This is a genomic window from Streptomyces sp. NPDC086777, assembly GCF_040702065.1.
In the GTDB taxonomy this organism is placed as follows: domain Bacteria; phylum Actinomycetota; class Actinomycetes; order Streptomycetales; family Streptomycetaceae; genus Streptomyces.
Window position 1 is genome coordinate 144771 of record NZ_JBFBJI010000018.1, and the last position, 18318, is coordinate 163088.

The 18318-nt window shown below is 73.0% G+C and carries 18 protein-coding genes and 2 pseudogenes; 13 read left to right on the top strand and 7 right to left on the bottom strand.

Annotated elements, in window-relative coordinates; genetic code table 11:
* Complete coding sequence (locus tag AB0472_RS25180; RefSeq protein ID WP_366359188.1) at positions 1–753, bottom strand: SDR family oxidoreductase; 753 nt, start codon at positions 751–753, stop codon at positions 1–3.
* 297 nt (positions 754–1050) lie between these two features.
* On the opposite strand from AB0472_RS25180, the gene AB0472_RS25185 reads away from it, so the two are divergent.
* Positions 1051–2595, top strand: coding sequence for an NAD(P)/FAD-dependent oxidoreductase (locus AB0472_RS25185; RefSeq protein WP_366359190.1), 1545 nt, complete (start codon positions 1051–1053; stop codon positions 2593–2595).
* 30 nt (positions 2596–2625) lie between these two features.
* Here the strand turns inward: AB0472_RS25185 and AB0472_RS25190 are convergent, their stop codons facing one another.
* Positions 2626–3219 carry a TetR/AcrR family transcriptional regulator gene (locus tag AB0472_RS25190; protein ID WP_366359192.1) on the bottom strand — a complete coding sequence of 198 codons (594 nt, stop codon included), beginning with the start codon at positions 3217–3219 and terminating at the stop codon, positions 2626–2628.
* Positions 3220–3327: 108 nt separating this feature from the next.
* Here AB0472_RS25190 and AB0472_RS25195 point away from each other — a divergent pair, with 108 nt between their 5' ends.
* Positions 3328–4587, top strand: coding sequence for an NADH:flavin oxidoreductase/NADH oxidase family protein (locus tag AB0472_RS25195; RefSeq protein ID WP_366359194.1), 1260 nt, complete (start codon positions 3328–3330; stop codon positions 4585–4587).
* A gap of 7 nt (positions 4588–4594) precedes the next feature.
* Here AB0472_RS25195 and AB0472_RS25200 read toward each other — a convergent pair whose 3' ends face one another.
* The gene (locus AB0472_RS25200; protein ID WP_366359195.1) at positions 4595–5428 is read right to left on the bottom strand and encodes an isocitrate lyase/phosphoenolpyruvate mutase family protein; all 834 of its coding nucleotides are present in this window, start codon (positions 5426–5428) and stop codon (positions 4595–4597) included.
* 37 nt (positions 5429–5465) lie between these two features.
* Positions 5466–5594 (bottom strand): annotated as a pseudogene (locus AB0472_RS25205) (4-hydroxy-2-oxovalerate aldolase); the annotation flags it as partial.
* Between AB0472_RS25205 and AB0472_RS25210 the strand changes: the two are divergent.
* The 4 genes and pseudogenes from AB0472_RS25210 to AB0472_RS25225 form a co-directional block, all read left to right on the top strand.
* A pseudogene (locus AB0472_RS25210) lies at positions 5571–5756 on the top strand (IclR family transcriptional regulator C-terminal domain-containing protein); the annotation flags it as partial. The pseudogenes AB0472_RS25205 and AB0472_RS25210 sit on opposite strands and share 24 nt — an antisense overlap.
* A gap of 130 nt (positions 5757–5886) precedes the next feature.
* Positions 5887–6438, top strand: a complete 552-nt coding sequence (locus AB0472_RS25215) for a histidine phosphatase family protein (RefSeq protein WP_366359197.1) — start codon at positions 5887–5889, stop codon at positions 6436–6438.
* 65 nt (positions 6439–6503) lie between these two features.
* Positions 6504–6863, top strand: coding sequence for a DUF6204 family protein (locus AB0472_RS25220; RefSeq protein WP_366359199.1), 360 nt, complete (start codon positions 6504–6506; stop codon positions 6861–6863).
* Between the two features lie 254 nt (positions 6864–7117).
* Entirely contained in the window at positions 7118–8599 is a 1482-nt protein-coding gene (locus AB0472_RS25225) for a hypothetical protein (RefSeq protein ID WP_366359201.1), read from the top strand.
* A 7-nt stretch (positions 8600–8606) separates the two neighbouring features.
* Here AB0472_RS25225 and AB0472_RS25230 read toward each other — a convergent pair whose 3' ends face one another.
* Positions 8607–9041, bottom strand: coding sequence for a MazG nucleotide pyrophosphohydrolase domain-containing protein (locus AB0472_RS25230; protein ID WP_366359203.1), 435 nt, complete (start codon positions 9039–9041; stop codon positions 8607–8609).
* 163 nt (positions 9042–9204) lie between these two features.
* Between AB0472_RS25230 and AB0472_RS25235 the strand changes: the two genes are divergently transcribed.
* On the top strand, positions 9205–10203 hold the full coding sequence (locus tag AB0472_RS25235) for a TAXI family TRAP transporter solute-binding subunit (protein WP_366359205.1): 999 nt from the start codon (positions 9205–9207) through the stop codon (positions 10201–10203).
* A gap of 129 nt (positions 10204–10332) precedes the next feature.
* On the opposite strand, the gene AB0472_RS25240 is transcribed toward AB0472_RS25235, so the two are convergent.
* A complete protein-coding gene (locus tag AB0472_RS25240; RefSeq protein WP_366359206.1) occupies positions 10333–11730 on the bottom strand; it encodes a HAMP domain-containing sensor histidine kinase in 1398 nt (465 codons plus the stop codon).
* A gap of 9 nt (positions 11731–11739) precedes the next feature.
* Entirely contained in the window at positions 11740–12426 is a 687-nt protein-coding gene (locus tag AB0472_RS25245; RefSeq protein WP_366359208.1) for a response regulator transcription factor, read from the bottom strand.
* Positions 12427–12741: 315 nt separating this feature from the next.
* Here AB0472_RS25245 and AB0472_RS25250 point away from each other — a divergent pair, with 315 nt between their 5' ends.
* The 6 genes from AB0472_RS25250 (at position 12742) to AB0472_RS25275 (ending at position 18273) form a co-directional block, all read left to right on the top strand.
* Positions 12742–13518 (top strand): amino acid ABC transporter ATP-binding protein, encoded by a 777-nt coding sequence (locus AB0472_RS25250; RefSeq protein WP_366359210.1) that lies wholly within the window; start codon positions 12742–12744, stop codon positions 13516–13518.
* Positions 13519–13650: 132 nt separating this feature from the next.
* Positions 13651–14487, top strand: coding sequence for a glutamate ABC transporter substrate-binding protein (locus AB0472_RS25255; RefSeq protein WP_366359212.1), 837 nt, complete (start codon positions 13651–13653; stop codon positions 14485–14487).
* Between the two features lie 168 nt (positions 14488–14655).
* Entirely contained in the window at positions 14656–15321 is a 666-nt protein-coding gene (locus AB0472_RS25260) for an amino acid ABC transporter permease (RefSeq protein WP_362598307.1), read from the top strand.
* Positions 15318–16229: an amino acid ABC transporter permease gene (locus AB0472_RS25265; protein WP_366359214.1), complete on the top strand. Its 912-nt coding sequence runs from the start codon at positions 15318–15320 to the stop codon at positions 16227–16229. Before AB0472_RS25260 ends, AB0472_RS25265 begins: the two co-directional genes overlap by 4 nt.
* Positions 16230–16464: 235 nt before the next feature.
* On the top strand, positions 16465–18108 hold the full coding sequence (locus AB0472_RS25270) for an FAD-dependent monooxygenase (RefSeq protein ID WP_366359216.1): 1644 nt from the start codon (positions 16465–16467) through the stop codon (positions 18106–18108).
* A 93-nt stretch (positions 18109–18201) separates the two neighbouring features.
* On the top strand, positions 18202–18273 hold the full coding sequence (locus AB0472_RS25275; RefSeq protein ID WP_311737274.1) for a putative leader peptide: 72 nt from the start codon (positions 18202–18204) through the stop codon (positions 18271–18273).
* The last annotated feature ends 45 nt before the right edge of the window (positions 18274–18318 follow it).

Below are 18318 nucleotides of genomic sequence, written 5' to 3' on the forward strand. Positions count from 1 at the left end.
TCAGACGGCGGTACGGCCGCCGTCGACCGGCAGGATCGCACCCTGGACGAAGCTCGCCGCGTCGCTGACCAGGTAGGCGATCGCCTCGGCGATCTCGCGCGCCTCACCGGGCCGGCCGACGGGGGCCTGGGCGGCCAGGGCGTCCAGGGCGTCGCCCATGACGGCCGTGCCTTCGGTACGGGTGGGGCCGGGCTCCACGGCGTTGACCCGCACCCCCTGCGCGCCGAACTCGGCGGCCCAGGACTTGGTCAGCAGGTTGATCGCGGCCTTGCTCGACGCGTACAGCGCCATCCCGGCCACTCCGTACTCGGCGACCATGGTGCTGATGTTGACGATGGCGCCCTGCCCGCGCTCGGCCATGCCCGGGGCGAGTTCGCCCACCAGGTAGAACGGCGCCTTCACGTTCAGGTCGTAGACGGCGTCCACCTGGTCGGCGGGCGTCTGTGCCGTCGGCCCGAACGGGAAGATGCCGGCGTTGTTGACGAGGATGTCGACGCGGCCGCCGCCCAGTGCGGTGGCCTCGCGGGCCAGGCGCCGCACCGAGTCGGCGTCCCGCAGGTCGGCCGCGAGGAAGTCCGCCTTGCCGCCGCGTTCCCGGACGGCGCCGACCACCCGCTCGCCGCGGTCCGCGTCGCGCCCCGCGACCAGGACGTGCGCACCGCGCTCGGCGAGCAGCGTCGCGGTCGCCGCGCCGATGCCGCTGGTCGCACCGGTCAGCAGGGCCACGCGTCCGGTCAGGTCAGCAGAACTCATGAGGTGTCCTTAAAGTGTGGAAAGTGGGGCGAATCCATCGTCCCGCCGTCTCGTCCGTGAGGCGACGGGAGTCCACAGCGGCTGCGGCGTCCCCGGGATTCCGTTCTCCCCATCAGCGGATCCGATGCCCGCCATAAGCGCCCCCCTCCAGAGGCGGCGCTTATGGCGGCCCTTCGCCGCCCGAATGGCCGTGGCGCGACCAACTGGACACGTCCCGCGGTTACATGACCCGTACGGCTCGGGGCCCCGGCGGCCCGGAACGGTGCGGACCGGCACCGATCGTCAGGTGAGGCAGCAATGAGCGAACCGAACGCAGAACCGCACGCGGAACCGGACGCGGACACGAGCGCGGCACCGGACGCGTCCGGGGAGAACCGCACGTACGACGTGATCGTCCTGGGCGCGGGACCGGTCGGGCAGAACGTCGCCGACCGGGCCAGGGCCGCCGGGCTCTCCGTGGCCGTCGTGGAGCGGGAACTCGTCGGCGGCGAGTGCTCCTACTGGGCCTGCGTCCCGAGCAAGGCGCTGCTGCGGCCGGTCCTCGCCGTAGCCGAGGCGCGCCGCGTGGACGGCGCCCGGCAGGCCGTCACCGGACGACTCGACGACGCCGCGGTCTTCGCCCGCCGCGACCGTTACGTCACCGGCTGGGACGACAGCGGGCAGGCGCAGTGGGTCAAGTCCATCGGGGCCGACCTGTTCCGCGGCCAGGGCCGGCTCGACGGACCGCGCCGGGTCACCGTCGAGCGGGACGACGGCGCCCGGCAGACCCTCGTCGCCCGGCACGCGGTGGCCCTCGCCACCGGCAGCCGGCCCGCGCTGCCGGACATCCCGGGGATCGAGGAGGCCCGGCCGTGGACGAACCGGCACGGCACCGACTCCAGCACGGTGCCGGGACGGCTGGTCGTGGTCGGCGGCGGCGGGGTCGGCGTGGAGATGGCGACGCTGTGGCAGGGGCTCGGATCGCGGGTCACGCTGCTCGTCCGGCGGCGGCTGCTGCCCCGCATGGAGGCCTTCGCCGGGGAACTGGTCGCCCAGGGGCTGGCCGAGGCCGGCGCGGACGTGCGGACCGGCGTCCAGGTGACCGCGCTGCGCCGCCCGGACCCGGCGGGGCCGGTGACGCTCACGCTCGACGACGGCAGCGAACTGGAGGCCGACGAGGTCCTGTTCGCCACCGGACGCACGCCCAACACCGACGACATCGGCCTGGAGACCGTGGGCCTGGCCCCCGGCTCCTGGCTGGAGGCGGACACCACCTGCCTGGTCGACGGGGTCGAGGGGGCGTGGCTGTACGGCCTCGGGGACGTCAACCACCGCGCGCTCCTCACCCACCAGGGCAAGTACCAGGGGCGGACGGCCGGTGACGCCATCGGCGCCCGCGCCGCGGGCCTGCCGCTGGACGACGGGGACTGGGGCGACCACGCCACGACCGCCGACCGGCACGCCGTGGCCCAGGTCTTCTTCACCGACCCGGAGGCGGGCGCGGTGGGCCTGACCGCCGAGCGAGCGGCCGCCGCCGGGCACCGCGTCGAGACGGTCGACCTCGACCTGAACGCCGCCCAGGGCGCCAACCTCTACGCCGACGGCTACACCGGCCACGCCCGGCTGGTCGTCGACGCCGACCGGGGCGTTCTGCTCGGGGTGACGATGGTCGGGTCCGGGGTCAGCGAAATGCTGCACGCGGCCACCGTCGCGGTCGCCGGCGAGGTCCCCCTGAAACGCCTCCGGCACGCGATCGCCCCGTTCCCCACGGTCAGCGAGATCTGGGTGTTCCTCGTCGCGGCAGCGCTCCGAAAGGGCGCGGGGCACCGCGCGACCGGCCACGACGGCGCGGCACCCGGCTGACGCCGCCTCGCGGCACCTCCGGTGAAGCGCTCAGCGCGGCTGGCCGGAGCCGACCATCGCACGGACGGCGGTACCGACCCGCTCGGCGACCGTCTCGGGGCTGGACGCGTCGAGCTTGCCGTCGAGGTGCAGGAACGCCAGGCCGTGGACCAGTGCCCACGCCGCGGTCGTCAGGCCCTCCCGGGCCCCGGCCCCGCCGGGAAAGGCACTCCGCACCAGCGTGTCGACGTAGGCGGAGAGCACGGCGGCCGCCTCGGTGCGTTCGGCGCTGCCGGGATCGCAGGGCTCGGCGAACATCGCCCGGAAGAGCGCGGGGTGGTCGAGGGCGAACCGGACGTAGGCCACGGCGACGTCGACCAGGTCGTCGGGGGTCGAGGGCGGCGCCGGACGGGCGGCCGCGAGATTCCTGGCGAGTTCGCGGTAGCCCTCCGCGGCGACGGCGGAGACCAGCGCGTCACGGTCCGCGTAGTGGCGGTAGGGGGCCGTGGGCGAGACCCCGGCCCGCCGGGCCACCGCCCGCAGCGACAGCGCCCCGCTGCCGTCCTCCTCCAGCAGTTCCCGGGCCGCCCGCAGGCACGCGGCCCGCAGGTCGCCATGATGGTACGAGTCGCTCGGTGGTGGCATGGGTCACCCTCAGAAATGTTTACGGCGCTGACATCGCGTGCCTAATGTGAGCGCCGTACACATTGTTGGCGCCGTGCACATTCTACGGCGGTGGAGAGGAGACCCCGGATGACAAGCCCCCTGTTCGAGCCCCTGCGGCTGCGGTCCGGACCGGTGCTGCGCAACCGAATCGCGAAGGCGGCCATGGAGGAGGGGATGGCCGGACCGGGCCAGGTCCCGGACGAGCGGCTCCTCGCGCTGTACCGGCGCTGGGGCACCGGCGGCGCCGGACTGCTGGTCACCGGCAACGTGATGGTGCACGCCGAGGCGCTGACCGGCCCGGGCGGCGTCGTCCTCGACGGGACCGCTCCGCTGGAGCCGTTCGCCGAGTGGGCAAAGGCCGGCCGGGCCGGGGGCGCGGCGATGTGGATGCAGATCAACCATCCCGGCCGTCAGGTCCAGGCCGGGATGCCCGGCGTGGTGTGGGGGCCGTCGGACATCGGCGTCGAGGCGGGCCGGCACAGCAAGCGGTTCGGCCGCCCGAGCGCCATGACACCGGAGCAGATCGAGGCCACCGTGCGGCGGTTCGCGGTCACCGCGGAACGGGCCGCGCGGGCCGGGTTCGACGGGGTGCAGATCCACGCGGCACACGGTTACCTGCTCTCCCAGTTCCTGTCCCCGCTGGTCAACCGGCGCACGGACCGGTGGGGCGGCCCGCTGGAGAACCGGGCGCGACTGCTGCTGGACGTGGTGCGCGCGGTACGGGCCGCGGTGGAGCCGGGGTTCGCGGTCGCGGTGAAATTGAACTCGGCCGACTTCCAGCGCGGCGGCTTCGGCGTCGACGACGCCCGCCGGGTGATCGCACTACTCGAACCGCTCGGCGTGGACCTGGTGGAGCTCTCGGGCGGCAGCTACGAGAGCCCCGCCATGTCGGGCCGCCCGGCCGACGCCCGCACCCGGGCCCGCGAGGCCTACTTCCTGGACCTGGCACGGGACCTGGCCGCCGGCAGCCCGCTCCCGCTCATGCTCACGGGCGGCATCACGCGGCGGGAGACGGCCGAGCGGGTGCTGGCCGACGGCGTCGACCTGGTCGGGATCGGCACCGCGCTGGCGGTGACCCCGGACCTGCCCGGCCGCTGGCGGCAGGGCCGGGAGGCGGACGGGCAGCTGCCGCCGGTGGCCTGGTCGGACAAGATCCTCGCCTCCGCGGCCGGGATGGCCCTGGTCCGCCGTCAACTGCGCCGCATCGCCCGCGGCGCCGAACCGAGGCTCACCACCCGCCCGGCCTGCGCCCTCGTCTCCGAGCAACTGGTGGCCCGCCGCCAGCTGCGCCGCTACCGCTCCTGGCTGCCGGAGGCGGCCGCACACCGCCGGCCCGCCCACCGCTGACGGACCGTCATCGGTGGAAGAGCTCGTTCAGGTCGGACTGCGCGATCTGGCCCTCGGCATAGGAGAAGGTCCCACGCTCCGCCAGCTCCCGGGCCGCGGCGAGCAGATGCGCGTACATCGCGCGGGCGATGCTGCCGCCCACCGTGACCCGGCGTACGCCGAGTCCGCGGAGGTCGGCCAGGGACAGCGCGCCGCCGGTCAGGCCCATCACCACGTTCAGCGGGCCGTCGATCTCCCGCACCAGCGTGCCGATCGTCACCGCGTCGGCCGCGCCCGGCACGAACGCGCAGTCGGCGCCCGCGGCCAGATACGCGTTGGCCCGCCGCACCGCCTCGTCGAGCGGGCCGCCGGTGAGCAGCACGTCGGTCCGGCCGACCAGGACGAACGGCTCGCCCGCCGCGTCGACCGCCTCGCGCGCGGCACGGATCCGGTCGGCGGCGAGCTCCGGGTCGTACAGCGGCCGGGAGCGGTCGCCCGTGAAGTCCTCGATGTTGCCGCCCGCCGCTCCCGCCGCGAGCGTCATCGAGATCGTCTCGGCCACGGTCCTGGGCGCCTCGCCGAACCCGTCCTCCAGATCGGCGCTGACCGGGACGCGCAGCTCCGCGGCGATCTCCCGGATCCGGTCCACCATCGTGGCGCGGTCGACCCGGCCGCCGCCGTAGTCGTGGTCCGCGCGGCCCAGGGAGAAGGCGATGCCCGCGCTGGTGGTGGCCACGGCCGGGAAACCGGCCGACTCCAGGACGCGGGCGCTCCCCGCGTCCCAGGCGTTGGGGAGCAGGAAGCAGCCCTCCCGGTGCAACTCCACGAAGCGTGCGGCCCGTTCTCGGCGTTCAGTGTCCACGTCGAGCAGTCTGTCAGCCGGCACCGGCAATCGGGCGTCAGCGGCTCCCGGCGAGGTCCAGGGCGATGTCGGTGATCATGTCCCCCTGCCAGCCGACCAGCTTGCGGCGCCCCACCTCGACCAGGATCGCCCGGGTGTCCGGGCCGCGCCGGGGGTCAGCTGCATCGCGGCCCCCGTCTTCGCCGGTCCCACCGCGGTCGCGGCGCTCTCGGTGGCCGTGCCCTGCGGTCGCTTCCGCCCGGCACAACTGGCCCCCGCCGTACGGACCGCGGCCCTGGGCCTCTCCCGGGCCCTGCGCGGCGCCAGGCACCCGGCGGGAACGGCGTGAACACCGCGATGTCCGGTGTGCGCGAAGCCTTGGTCGGCTCCTGGCGTGGGCGGCGAACGGCGTACCGTCATGCCCGTCCGGTACCCGCCGTCGCCCGCGCACGTCGAACGACCGAGGAGGAACTTCCCCCGTGACCTGCCGAGTCATCCTCGTGGCCCCCGCCATCACGCCCTCGCTGCGGCGGGCCCGCTTCGACGACGGCGACTCGATCGAGAAGCCCGAGGCGGTGGCGCTGTCCCTGCCCGCCGCGGGCGCGGAGGTCAGCTCGCCGGGCGTGCGCTGCCGGGAGACGGCGGCCGCGCTGGGCCTCGACACCTCGGTGGAGCCCGAGTTGGCGGGTCTGGACGCGGGGCGCTGGCGGGGGCGGACGCTGGAGGAGGTCGGCACCGCCGAGCCCGACGCGCTGCTCCAGTGGCTGACCGACCCGGGGGCCGCCCCGCACGGCGGGGAATCGGTACGGGAGTTGTGCGCGCGGGTCACCGGCTGGCTGGGCCGGACCGGACTGACCGTCGGCAGGACGATCGCCGTGGTGGAGCCGGAGGTGGTGCGGGCCATGGTGCTGCACGCGCTGGGGGCGCCCGAGGCCGCGTTCTGGCGCGTGGACGTCCCGCCCCTGTCGGCGACGGAGATCACCGGCGGACCCGGCCGCTGGAACCTCCGGCTCGGGCAGGTCGGCGGCTAGGGGCTGTCCGGCGGCCGCCGGAAATGCGGTGGAGCGGTGCGCTCCGTCCTGCCTAGGGTCGCGCCATGACCACCCGCACCTTCCGCATCACCGTCCGCGGCGTCTTCGACGGACTCAGCGCCGGGCAACGCGCCGAGCTGCTCTCCCGCGCCGCCGAGCACGACGTGCTGCGCGCGGCCTTCACGCCCGGGGGCCACCTCAGCTACGACATCACCGCCCGCCCCGCCTTCACCTTCCGCTTCCAGGACACCGGGGAGGAAGAGGAGGACATCCTGGCGGCGACCGAGCGCGCCGAGGAGGCGGCCCGCGCATGGCTCACCGAGCGCGGGTACGGCCACAAGAACCTCAGGTCCAGCGCGGAGGACCTCTCCCACGCACCTCTGAGCAAGCGGCAGCGCCGGGCGGCCGCGCAGCGCCAGGACTGACACCGGGTCCGGCACCTGGTCCTGGTCCTGGTCCTGCTCCTGGCCCGTCTCAGGGTCTGTCGCCGGCGTCGGTGGATACGGCCACGGCGGCCTGAAGTCGCCGTGGTTCAGGTCACGTCGAGGTGTGGCCGAATCGTGGGGAGCCTGTGCCGTGGGCGTGGCATGCTCGGGGCCACACCGAGTTACCGGCCGGTTCTACCCGTCGGTAACCACGATCGGTGTCTCTTCGTCACCCCCCACCCTCAGGACTGACCTTGCGCAGACGCACAAGGCTCGGGCACGCCCTCCTGCCCGGCTTCGCCGTGACCGCCCTCCTGCTCGCCACCGGCTGCTCCTCGCCACCGCACCAGGCCGCCGCCGACGGCCGCGCACGGGAGGCCGCCCAGGTCTCCGACGGCGCCGACGCCCCCGCCCGCACGGACGGCAGGACGCTTGCCGTCGCCGCCGCACCGGCCGCCGCCGCGACCACGGCCGCGGGCTCGGCGGGTGCGGGCCGCCCGGCGCACCGCACCACGCTCGCCGTCACCTCGTACGACAGCAAGACCCGACGTGCCGTCATATCCCCGGCGGGGAAGGGGGGTTCGACGGGCCGGGGGAGGACGGGCGCGCCCGTCGTCTCCCCGAGCCCCTCGGCGCCGTCGCCGTCGGCCACCGCATCGGCATCGGCCTCGGCCTCGGCCTCCGCGCAGCAGGCCGCCGTCGGTGACGTCATCGCCAGCGCCCCGGCGCCCGGTGCCCCGGACGGGCTGCTCGCCAGGGTGACGAAGGTGCTCGGCGAGACCGACGCCGGCACCGAGGTGCAGACCGAGCCCGCGACCCTCGACGCGCTGCTCGGCGACGACACCGCGAAGGGCACCGTGCCCGTCGACCCGGCCGCCTTCGAAGTCGACAAGCTGCTGCCGGACGTCAAGGTCTCCTGGTCCGGGACCGGTGACGTGCACGTCGGCCCCGAGGGTGCCACCGTGCCGCTCGGCAGCCTCCGCCTGGACGTCAGCACCGAGGTGCCGGCCGCCGACGGTGCGCCGGCCTCTGCCGCGGCCTCGGTCTCCGGCTTCGTCCAGGTCTCCCCGCAGGTCGACTTCGCCTACGGCGGCGCGGGCACCGGCACCGCGCCCGGCTCCGCCTACCTCGGCGTCTCCGGCGACTGGACCTCCGGCTGGGCGGTGAAGGGGCGGGCCGGGGCCACCGCCACCCCCCTGCGCATCCCGTTCGCCAAACTGCACGCCGACCCCGTCCTCCAGGTCGGCGCGGTCCCCGTCGTCGTCAACCTCGACCTGACCTGCTATCTCCAGGTGAGCGGCGACGGCAGGATCACGGTCGACGTGGAGCAGAACCTGAAGGGCGGCTTCAAGGCGGGCGGCACCTTCGGTACGGCCCAGGGCTGGACGCCGGTCAGCAGCTCGACCATGACGAGCACGCCGGTGCGCACCTCGGTGGCCACGTCGGGAAGGGTCCGGACCACGCTGGGCGCCGAGGCCTCCGTCGGCCTCTACGGCAGCGTGGGCGTCACCGCCGACCTGGCGCCGTACCTGCGCGGTGAGGCCACCGGCACGGTCACCGCCACCTCCGCGACCCCGGGTGCGGATGCCGAGGGCGTCTGGAACCTGTACGGCGGTGTCGACCTCTCCGGCACCCTCCGTCTCCAGCTGTCGGTCTTCGGCACACCGGTACTGGAGCGGGGCATCCCGCTGGGCACCCTGCACCGCGAGTGGAAGCTGGCGGGCGGCACCCTCTGACCTCGGGTCAGGCCGTGCCGCCCGGTATCCAGCCCTGGCCGCGCAGCACCGCCGAGACGTCCGGCGCCCGGTAGTGCTCCCCCTTGAGCACCTTGCCGTCGGCCCGGCGGGCCACCTGCCCGTCGGGCCCCAGCTTGCTCATGTTGGACCGGTGGATCTCGGCGAGCACCTCGTCGAGGTCGATCCCGTGCACCAGCGCGGTGCCGTACGCCACGTAGACCACATCCGCCAGTTCGTGCGCGAGCCGGTCCAGAGGCCCCTCGACCGCGACCTCGGCGACCTCCGCGGCCTCCTCGGCGAGCAGCTCCCCGCGGTGCGCGGCCAGTTCGGGAGAGACCTCGGCCGGCGTGGTGCGGGCGGCCAGGCCGAAGGCGTGGTGGAACTCCCGGACGAGCCGGGCGGGCGAGGTGCCGGCCGGGGCACCGGGGACGGAACTGGTCATGCGAACGACTCTAGCGCCCGCCACTGACAACCCCGGTCCGCCGCCGGGCCCCCGCCCCTTCCCCGGTCCCGGCCCCGCCCCGGCCCTGGTCACGACTCCACCCCGGCCCAGGACCCGACCCCGGCCCTGGTCAGGACGGTGACCGGCTGGCAGGATCGCGCGCATGTCCAAGCTGCTCCCGCGTATCGGCAGACGCCGCGCCCTCCAGTGCGCGACCGCCGGCGTCGTCGCGTTCGGCCTGCTGCTGTGGTGGCTGCTGCCGCTCGGCGAGAAGCCGCCGACCGGGACGATCGTCTTCAGCACCGGGACGCTGCGCGGCGTCTACCAGGAGTACGGCGAACGGCTGCGCACCGAGCTGCGCAAGGACATGCCCGGCCTGAAGGTGAAGCTGGTGCAGAGCAACGGGTCGTACGAGAACGTACGGCGGGTGGCGACCGGCCACGCCGACTTCACCATCGCGGCGGCCGACGCGGTGGAGACGTACGAACTGAACGGCGGCCAGGACGCCGGCCGGCTGCGCGGGGTGGCCCGGCTCTACGACGACTACGTCCAGCTCGTGGTGCCCGGCGACTCGGGCATCACCGGTGTCGCACAGCTGCGCCACAAGCGGGTGGCGATCGGGCTGCCCAACTCGGGGGTGCGGCTGATCGCCGACCGGGTGCTCAGGGCCGCAGGGGTGGACCCGGCGAAGGACATCACACCGGTGTCCGACGGCATAGACACCGGCCCCGACCAGTTGCGGCGCGGCAAGATCGACGCGTTCTTCTGGTCGGGCGGCCTGCCGACCAAGGGGCTGCTGGACCTGGCGAAGCAGTTCAGCTTCACGTTCGTCCCGATCGGCGAGAGCCTCGTCGGCAGGCTGCACACGGAGGGCGCGGCCTCGCTGTACTACCGGGCGACCAACATGCCGGAGTCGGCGTACCCGTCCGTGCAGCAGGGCACGACGGTGCCCACGATCGCGGTGTCCAATGTCCTGATCACGCGCAAGGACGTCGACCCGCGGCTCACCGAGTGGGTGACCCGCACGGTCATCAAGAGCCGCGACGACATCGGCAACCACGTCCACTCGGCCCAGCTGGTGGACCTGCGCACGGCGATCTACACGGACCCGCTGCCGTTGCAGGAGGGCGCGCGCCGCTACTACCGCTCGGTGAAGCCATAGCTGTGCAGCACCCCGACCGCAGCGCCCCGAAAGGGGCGCTGGGGGTACCCCCGGCCGAAGGCTGGGGAGGAACTGTGCGAGCAACCCCCACGCACCGGCACCCGAGACACCACCGCGCCCACCCGTCTCTCACCGGCCTCGCGGCACGGACACAGTCACCCGCAACCCCTGCGGCTCACGGTGCTCGTAACCGATCGCCCCTCCTCCCGTAGCCAGCAACGCCCGCGTGATCGACAGCCCCAGCCCCGACCCCTTCACGTTCTGATGCCGCCCGCTCCGCCAGAACCGGTCCCCCACGCGCGCGAGTTCCTCGTCCGTCAGCCCCGGCCCGGTATCGGTCACCACGATCGTCGACACGCCACCCGCGGCACTCACGGTCACCTCCACCGCACCCCCCTCCGGCGTGAACTTCACCGCGTTGTCGATCACCGCGTCCAGTGCGCTGGACAGTGTGACCGGGTCGGCCCACCCGGTGGTCGGCGTGCAGTCCCCGGTCAGCCGGACCCCCTTCGCCGCGGCGGCCGGCGCCCACGCGGCGATCCGCTCCTCGGCCAGCCTGCCGAGGTCGGTCGTCATCAGCTCCGCCTCCGCGTGCTCGGCCAGCGCCAGGTCGAGCAGGTCGTCCAGGACCTGTGCGAGCCGCTTGCCCTCGGTACGGACCGAGGCGATCTCCTCGTTGTCCTCGGGCAGTTCGAGGGCGAGCAGCTCGATGCGCAGCAGCAGCGCGGACAGGGGGTTGCGCAGCTGGTGGGAGGCGTCCGCGACGAAGGCCCGCTGCTGCTCCAGCACGTCCTCGACGTTGTCCGCCATCTCGTTGAACGCCCGGGCCAGCCGTCTGAGTTCCGGCGGGCCGCCGGCCGCCGCAACCCGGGACTTGAGGCGGCCGCTGGCGATCGCGTGCGTGGTGGCGTCGAGCACCCTTACCGGCCGCAGCACCCACCCGGTCAGCCGCAGCGCCGCGCCGACGGCGAGCAGCATCGCCGTGCACTCGCCCGCGCCGATGACCAGCCAGTCGCGCAGGGTGCGGGAACGCATCGGGCCGGTGGGCGAGTCGGTGACCACCACGGCGACGACGTCGCCGTCCCGGATCACCGGTGAGGCCACCACCAGCCGGCTGCGCTGCCAGGGCCACACCTGCGCGGGATCGTGGCTGCGACGGCTGAGCAGGGCCTCGTCGAAGGCCTCCCGGACCTCTCCGGTCGTCGGCAGCACCCAGTCGTCGGGCGCGTTGGCCATGGAGGACGCGTTCCGGTAGAAGACGCCCGCACGGATGCCGTAGACGCCGTAGTAGCTGGCGAGTTCGCGGCGGAGGGTCTCCAGGCGGTCGTCCGTGCTCGTGGGGCGCGCGGTGGTGGGGGTGTCGGTCACGAACTGGGCGAGGGCGGCGAACCGCGCGGTGTCGTCGATGCGGTCGACGACGACCCGCTGCTGCTGCGCGGAGGCCGTGCTGACGGCGAGCGGAACGCCGAGCGCGAGCAGCACGGCCGCCATCAGGACGATGAGCAGCGGAAGGAGGCGGGTGCGCACCCGTCCCCGCTACCCGGCCGGGGCGACGAGCCGGTAGCCCACGCCACGTACGGTCTCTATGAGCGCGGGCATGCGCAGCTTGGCGCGCAGGGAGGCGACGTGCACCTCCAGGGTGCGGCCGGTCCCCTCCCAGCTGGTGCGCCAGACCTCGCTGATGATCTGCTCCCGGCGGAAGACCACGCCGGGCCGCTGGGCGAGCAGCGCCAGCAGGTCGAACTCCTTGCGGGTGAGCTGGACGACCTTGCCGTCCACGCTGACCTGACGGGTGGGCAGTTCGATGCGGACGGCGCCGAGCCGCAGCGCGCTGTCGCCGCCGCCCTGGCCGTCCTCGTGGTGGGTGCGCCGGCTGACGGCGTGGATCCGGGCGAGCAGTTCCCCGGTGTCGTACGGCTTCACCACGTAGTCGTCGGCGCCGAGGTTGAGGCCGTGGATGCGGGAGCGGACGTCGGAGCGGGCCGTCACCATGATGACCGGGGTGCTGGTGCGCTTGCGGATCTTGCCGCACACCTCGTAGCCGTCCTGGTCGGGCAGGCCGAGGTCGAGCAGGACGACGTCGTAGCCGTCGCTCTCGGGGACGAGGGCGCGGAGTGCCTCCTCGCCGCTGCGGGCGTGGGTGACGGAGAACCCGTGCCGGGCCAGGACAGCGGAGAGCGCGGCGGCGACGTGGTTGTCGTCCTCGACGAGCAGCAGTCTCATCCCGGCCCCCTCCGGTTCAGCGGTCGTACGGTCGTGGTTCGTCGTCGGCTCGCCTGCGCTGAACCCACGCGTTGTAGAAAGCGTGCACGCGCGTGCACGAGGAGCAGTCACGCTGATGGACGCCGACGGCGTCAAGTGGGTTCCGGTGACGGGCGGGTTCCGTTACGCGGCCGATACCCGGGCCACGGCCCGAGCTACGACCCGTGTCCGGCTGCTACCGGATCGTGATGCTCAGATCTCGCTCAGATGTAATGACGCTGGTCATCCGCTCTCAATACATTCCTCCGAAACCGAGGAGGACGGAGCCCGAAAGCGATGACCGAAGTATCGGTGGCCGAGCAGGACGTGGCCGCGACCGGCGAACTGGTCGTCCTGAAGAACGTCAACAAGCACTTCGGGGCGTTGCACGTGCTCCAGGACATCGACCTGACGATCGCCCGCGGTGAGGTCGTGGTGGTGATCGGGCCCTCCGGGTCCGGCAAGTCCACGCTGTGCCGCACCGTCAACCGCCTGGAGACCATCGACTCAGGATCGATCACCATCGACGGCAGGCCACTGCCCCAGGAGGGCAGGGAGCTGGCCCGGCTGCGCGCCGACGTCGGCATGGTCTTCCAGTCCTTCAATCTCTTCGCGCACAAGACGGTGCTGGAGAACGTGGTGCTCGGGCAGGTCAAGGTCCGCAAGGCGGACCGGAAGCAGGCCGAGGAGAAGGCCCGCGCCCTGCTCGACCGGGTCGGCGTGGGCGCCCAGGCCGACAAGTACCCCGCGCAGCTCTCCGGCGGCCAGCAGCAGCGCGTCGCCATCGCACGGGCGCTGGCCATGGACCCGAAGGTCATGCTCTTCGACGAGCCGACCTCGGCTCTCGACCCGGAGATGATCAACGAGGTCCTGGAGGTCATGCAGCAGCTGGCCAGGGACGGCATGACGATGATCGTGGTCACCCACGAGATGGGCTTCGCCCGCTCGGCCGCGAACCGGGTGGTCTTCATGGCCGACGGCCGGATCGTCGAGCAGGCCACCCCGGACCAGTTCTTCAGCAACCCGAGCAGCGACCGGGCCAAGGACTTCCTGTCGAAGATCCTGCACCACTGAGGCACGGCAGGCCCCGCTTCTTTTTCACCGACGTCTCCACGGACGTCCCCGCTGACGCCCGCACAGCCGTCCGCACAGCCGTCTCCACGGCCGTCTCCACAGCCGTCTTCACCAAAACGAGGGATGTTCATCATGCAGCTCCGCAAGGTCACCGCCGCCTCGGCCGCCGTGCTCGCGCTCGCCCTGTCCGCCACGGCGTGCGGCAGCGGCGACAAGGACGACAGCGGTTCCTCGGGCGGCGGCAAGATCAAGGTCGGCATCAAGTTCGACCAGCCCGGTCTCGGCCTCCAGGAGCCCGACGGTTCCTTCTCCGGCTTCGACGTCGACGTGGCCACCTATGTCGCCGGCCAGCTCGGTTACAAGCCGAACCAGATCGAGTTCGTGCAGACCAAGAGCGCCGACCGGGAGAACGCCCTGGCGCGCGGCGACGTGAAGTTCATCGCGGCCACCTACTCGATCACCGACGAGCGCAAGGCGAAGGTGGACTTCGCCGGCCCGTACCTGCTGGCCCACCAGGACCTGCTGGTCAAGAAGGACTCGACCATCGCCAAGGGCGAGGACCTCAACGGCAAGAAGCTGTGTTCCGTGACGGGTTCGACCTCGGCGCAGAACATCCAGCAGACGATCGCCCCGAAGGCCAACCTCAAGGAGGTCGGCACCTACTCGGAGTGCATCGCCGGCCTGCAGAGCGGCTCCGTCGACGCGGTGACCACGGACGACTCGATCCTCGCGGGCTTCGCCGCGCAGGACAAGTACAAGGGCCAGTTCAAGCTCGCCGGTCTGAAGCTGAGCAACGAGAACTACGGCATCGGCGTCAAGAAGGGCGACTCCACCACCGTCGACAAGATCAACAAGGCGCTGGAGAAGATGGTCGGCGACGGCTCCTGGGACAAGGCCGTCACCAAGAACTTCGGGCCGGCCGACTACAAGAACGAGCCCGCCCCGAAGATCGGCGTGATCGTCAAGTAAGGCTTCGCGCACAGCGGAACCCGCCCCCGCATCGGGTGCGGGGATCCGCCGACGCAGGGACCCGGCAGCCCATCGCGCGGTTCCTCGCGCGCGCCGCCGCCACCGCTTCCCCGGCGGCGGCGCGCCATGCCCTCCACGTACGCCACACACCCGGAAGCGCGGGAAATCGTGTTCGACTTTCTTCAAGGCTACGACGTCCTAGGGGCGTTCTGGACGACGGTGGAACTGACCGTCCTCTCGGCCGTCGGCTCCCTGGTCTGGGGCACCCTGCTGGCCGCGATGCGGGTCAGTCCGGTCCCGCTGATGCGCGGATTCGGCACCGCCTACGTCAACATCGTCCGGAACATCCCCCTGACCGTCATCATCATCTTCACCTCGCTCGGCCTCGCCGACATCTTCGGCATGACGCTGGGCGCCTCCGACTTCAAGGTCCAGGGCTTCCGCCTCGCGGTGCTCGGCCTGACCGCCTACACCGCGGCCTTCGTCTGCGAGGCGATCCGCTCGGGCATCAACACCGTGCCCGTCGGGCAGGCCGAGGCGGCCCGCGCGATCGGGCTGAACTTCTCGCAGAGCCTGCGGCTGATCGTGCTGCCACAGGCCTTCCGCGCGGTGATCGGCCCGCTGGCCAACGTCCTGATCGCGCTGACGAAGAACACCACGGTGGCGGCCGCGATCGGCGTCGCCGAGGCCGCCGCCCTGATGAAGACGATGATCGAGAACGAGGCCCAGACGCTGGCCATCGGCGCGGTCTTCGCCTTCGGCTTCGTCGTCCTGACCCTCCCGACCGGCCTGTTCCTCGGCTGGCTCGCCAAGCGCCTGGCGGTGAAGCGATGAGCTCCGTCCTGTACGACACCCCCGGGCCCCGCGCCAAGCGGCGCAACGTGGTCCTGTCCGTCGCCTTCGTCCTGCTCCTCGCCCTCGCGGTCTGGTGGGTCTGGCAGAAGATGGACGACAAGGGCCAGCTCAAGTGGGACCTTTGGCAGCCGTTCACCACCTCCGAGGCGTGGACCACGTACCTGCTGCCGGGCCTCGGCAACACGCTCAAGGCCGCGGCGCTCGCCATGGTCATCGCCCTCCCGCTGGGCGCGGTCTTCGGCATCGCCCGCATGTCCGACCACGCCTGGGTGCGGATACCGGCCGCCTGGGTCGTGGAGTTCTTCCGCGCGATCCCGGTCCTGCTGCTGATGCTGTTCGCCAACGAGTTCTACGTCCGCTCCACCGACGTCGGCAGCGACGAACGGCCGCTGTACGCGGTCGTCACCGGCCTGGTGCTCTACAACGCCTCGGTGCTCGCCGAGGTGGTGCGGGCCGGCGTCCTCGCGCTCCCCAAGGGGCAGACGGAGGCGGCGTACGCGATCGGGCTGCGCAAGGGGCAGACGATGACCGGCATCCTGCTGCCGCAGGCGGTCACCGTGATGCTGCCGGCCATCGTCAGCCAGCTCGTGGTGGTCGTGAAGGACACCGCGCTGGGCGGTGTGATGCTGCAGTTCACGGAGTTGCTCACGGCACGCGGCACGCTGGCCGCCAACTACGCCAACGTCATCCCCAGCTTCGTCGTCGTCGGGGTCATCTTCATCGTGCTGAACCTCGCGCTCACCACGTTCGCCTCCTGGCTGGAGAAGCGGCTGCGGCGCAGCAAGCGGGGCACCGGCGCGGTGCTGGGCGCCGAGGACGTCAACGACCTGAACGCGGCGGAGATCGGCGGCACCGTCGCGTCCGGGGCGGGCGGAGCCGACGCCTGACTCCCGGTCGACCCGAACGACCCACACGGAGGCAGCGGTCCCACGACCGCTGCCTCCACCGTTTTCGCCCGCATCACGACCTCCGCGCGCCCGCCATGCTGACGTGTCCCCGGGTGCGCCGCTTGACCCGCTGCCGCCCAGTCTGTTGCATACGTTCTGTGATCGTGCACCCTGCTCCAACAATCTGTTCAACTGTGTCCGTCGGGACGTACGTACGGGCAGGGGGCGCCGCGCCGTGGACCCGGTGATCATCGTCGGAGCGGGGCCCGTCGGGCTCACGCTCGCCCTGGCGCTGGCCCGCCAGGAGGTGCCGTCCGTCGTCCTGGACGAGGGCCCGGGCAACGACGAGCCGCGCCCGGCGCGCACGGTGGTGCTCCGCGAGGACACCGCCGCCCTGGTGACACGCCTGTCCGGCGCCCCGCTGGAGGAGCTGGGCACCCGCTGGACCGGCTGGCGGTCGATGCGGCGCCGCCAGGTGCTGCGCGAGGTCGTCTTCGACGACGCCGACGAGCCGTCCCCGCTGCACCTCGCGCAGCACGTGCTGACCAACGCCCTGCGCGCCGCGATCGCCGACGAACCGCTGGTCGGGATCGCCACCGACAGCCGCCTGGACGCCGTCGAACAGGAGCGCTCCGGAGTCACCGCGCACACCCGCGGCCCCAGGGCCACCTGGTGGCGTGGCAGTTACCTGGTGGGCTGCGACGGACCCCGCTCGACCGTGCGCAAGCTCCTGGACATCCGCTTCCCGGGCCGCACCGCGGTGGAACGGCACGCGGTCGCCGCGCTGCGCACGGAACTTCCCTGGCCCGGTCAGGCGTTGCTCCATCGGACCCCGCCGTGGCGGACGTCCGGGCCCTCGGCCGGGGAGGTGACCGCCCGCCCGCTCCCGGACGGCGTGTGGCGCCTGGACTGGCTGCTGCCGCCCGGCAAGGACCTCGTCACGCCCGAGCTGCTGGTGGCCCGGATCCGCGAGACCCTCGCGGGCTGGACGGGCGGCACCACACCGCCGTACGACCTGCTCGACACCGGCGTCCACACCGTGCACCACCGCCTCGCCCGCAGGTGGCGGGTGGGCCGGGTGTTCGTCGCCGGGGACGCCGCGCACCTGCTCGGCGCGCTGGGGACGCACGGCCTCGACGAGGGGCTGCGCGACGTCGACAACCTCGCCTGGAAACTGGCCCCGGCCTGGCACCACGGCCCGCACGAGGCGCTCCTCGACAGCTACCAGACCGAGCGGCGCGCGGTGGTCGCCGCCCGGCTGCGCGCCGCCGACCAGGCGCTGCCGGTGCTGCGCGGCGGTGGCGGGCTGCGCGGGTTCGTCCCCGGCGCGTCCCGGGGGCACGACGCCCTCCTCACCGAAGGTCACCTGGGGCACGGTCCGCTCGGTGCGCCGGGGGCGTACGCCGACTCACCCCTCGCCCCCCGGCACCTGGAGCACGAGATCCCGGTCGACACCCCGCCGGGAACACCGGTCACCGATGTCCGGGTCACCGCGGAGGACGGCACCTTCGTGCAGCTGCGCTCCCGCCTCGGCCGCGGCGCGCTGCTCGTCGTCCTGATCGCGCCCGGTACGGGGGTGTGGGACCGCAAGCACTGGGTCTCCGCCGGGATCATGCCCCGGCTCGCGGCGGCCGTGACCGCGCTGCCGCACCCCGCCGAGCTGCTGGTCGCCGAGGCCTACCCGGGCGCCCCGGCCCACACGGTGCTGCTCGTGCGCCCCGACGGCCACCTGGTCACCGCCCTCAACGGGGTCCGCCCGGCCGACCTGTACGCGGCGGCCGAGGCGACGCTGGGCGGCAAGGACCGGGAGAGGAGCGAGCAGGCGGAACCGAGGGCCGGTGCGGAGGCGGGGGCGGAGGCCGGCTCCGCCACGCGGTGACCGGGCGGTCCGCGTGCCGACGGTCCACATGCTGACGGTGAGTTGACCGGCCCGCACCGGCGTGGTGTACTCCGCATCGTGAACGACACCACTGTGCGCCTGTGGCGGAAGGTCCATGTGGACCTGGTCCGCTATGCGGGCTGCGTGTGTCTTCCGTCCTGCTGACTTCGCATTCCTCTTCTCTCTCCGGGCGCCGTCTGCGCCCGCTTC

Excerpts from the sequence above, each read along its gene's own strand:
- AB0472_RS25180 (WP_366359188.1), bottom strand. The coding sequence starts at position 753 with ATGAGTTCTGCTGACCTGACCGGACGCGTGGCCCTGCTGACCGGTGCG.
- AB0472_RS25185 (WP_366359190.1), top strand. The coding sequence starts at position 1,051 with ATGAGCGAACCGAACGCAGAACCGCACGCGGAACCGGACGCGGACACG.
- AB0472_RS25190 (WP_366359192.1), bottom strand. The coding sequence starts at position 3,219 with ATGCCACCACCGAGCGACTCGTACCATCATGGCGACCTGCGGGCCGCG.
- AB0472_RS25195 (WP_366359194.1), top strand. The coding sequence starts at position 3,328 with ATGACAAGCCCCCTGTTCGAGCCCCTGCGGCTGCGGTCCGGACCGGTG.
- AB0472_RS25220 (WP_366359199.1), top strand. The coding sequence starts at position 6,504 with ATGACCACCCGCACCTTCCGCATCACCGTCCGCGGCGTCTTCGACGGA.
- AB0472_RS25230 (WP_366359203.1), bottom strand. The coding sequence starts at position 9,041 with ATGACCAGTTCCGTCCCCGGTGCCCCGGCCGGCACCTCGCCCGCCCGG.
- AB0472_RS25235 (WP_366359205.1), top strand. The coding sequence starts at position 9,205 with ATGTCCAAGCTGCTCCCGCGTATCGGCAGACGCCGCGCCCTCCAGTGC.
- AB0472_RS25245 (WP_366359208.1), bottom strand. The coding sequence starts at position 12,426 with ATGAGACTGCTGCTCGTCGAGGACGACAACCACGTCGCCGCCGCGCTC.
- AB0472_RS25250 (WP_366359210.1), top strand. The coding sequence starts at position 12,742 with ATGACCGAAGTATCGGTGGCCGAGCAGGACGTGGCCGCGACCGGCGAA.
- AB0472_RS25255 (WP_366359212.1), top strand. The coding sequence starts at position 13,651 with ATGCAGCTCCGCAAGGTCACCGCCGCCTCGGCCGCCGTGCTCGCGCTC.
- AB0472_RS25265 (WP_366359214.1), top strand. The coding sequence starts at position 15,318 with ATGAGCTCCGTCCTGTACGACACCCCCGGGCCCCGCGCCAAGCGGCGC.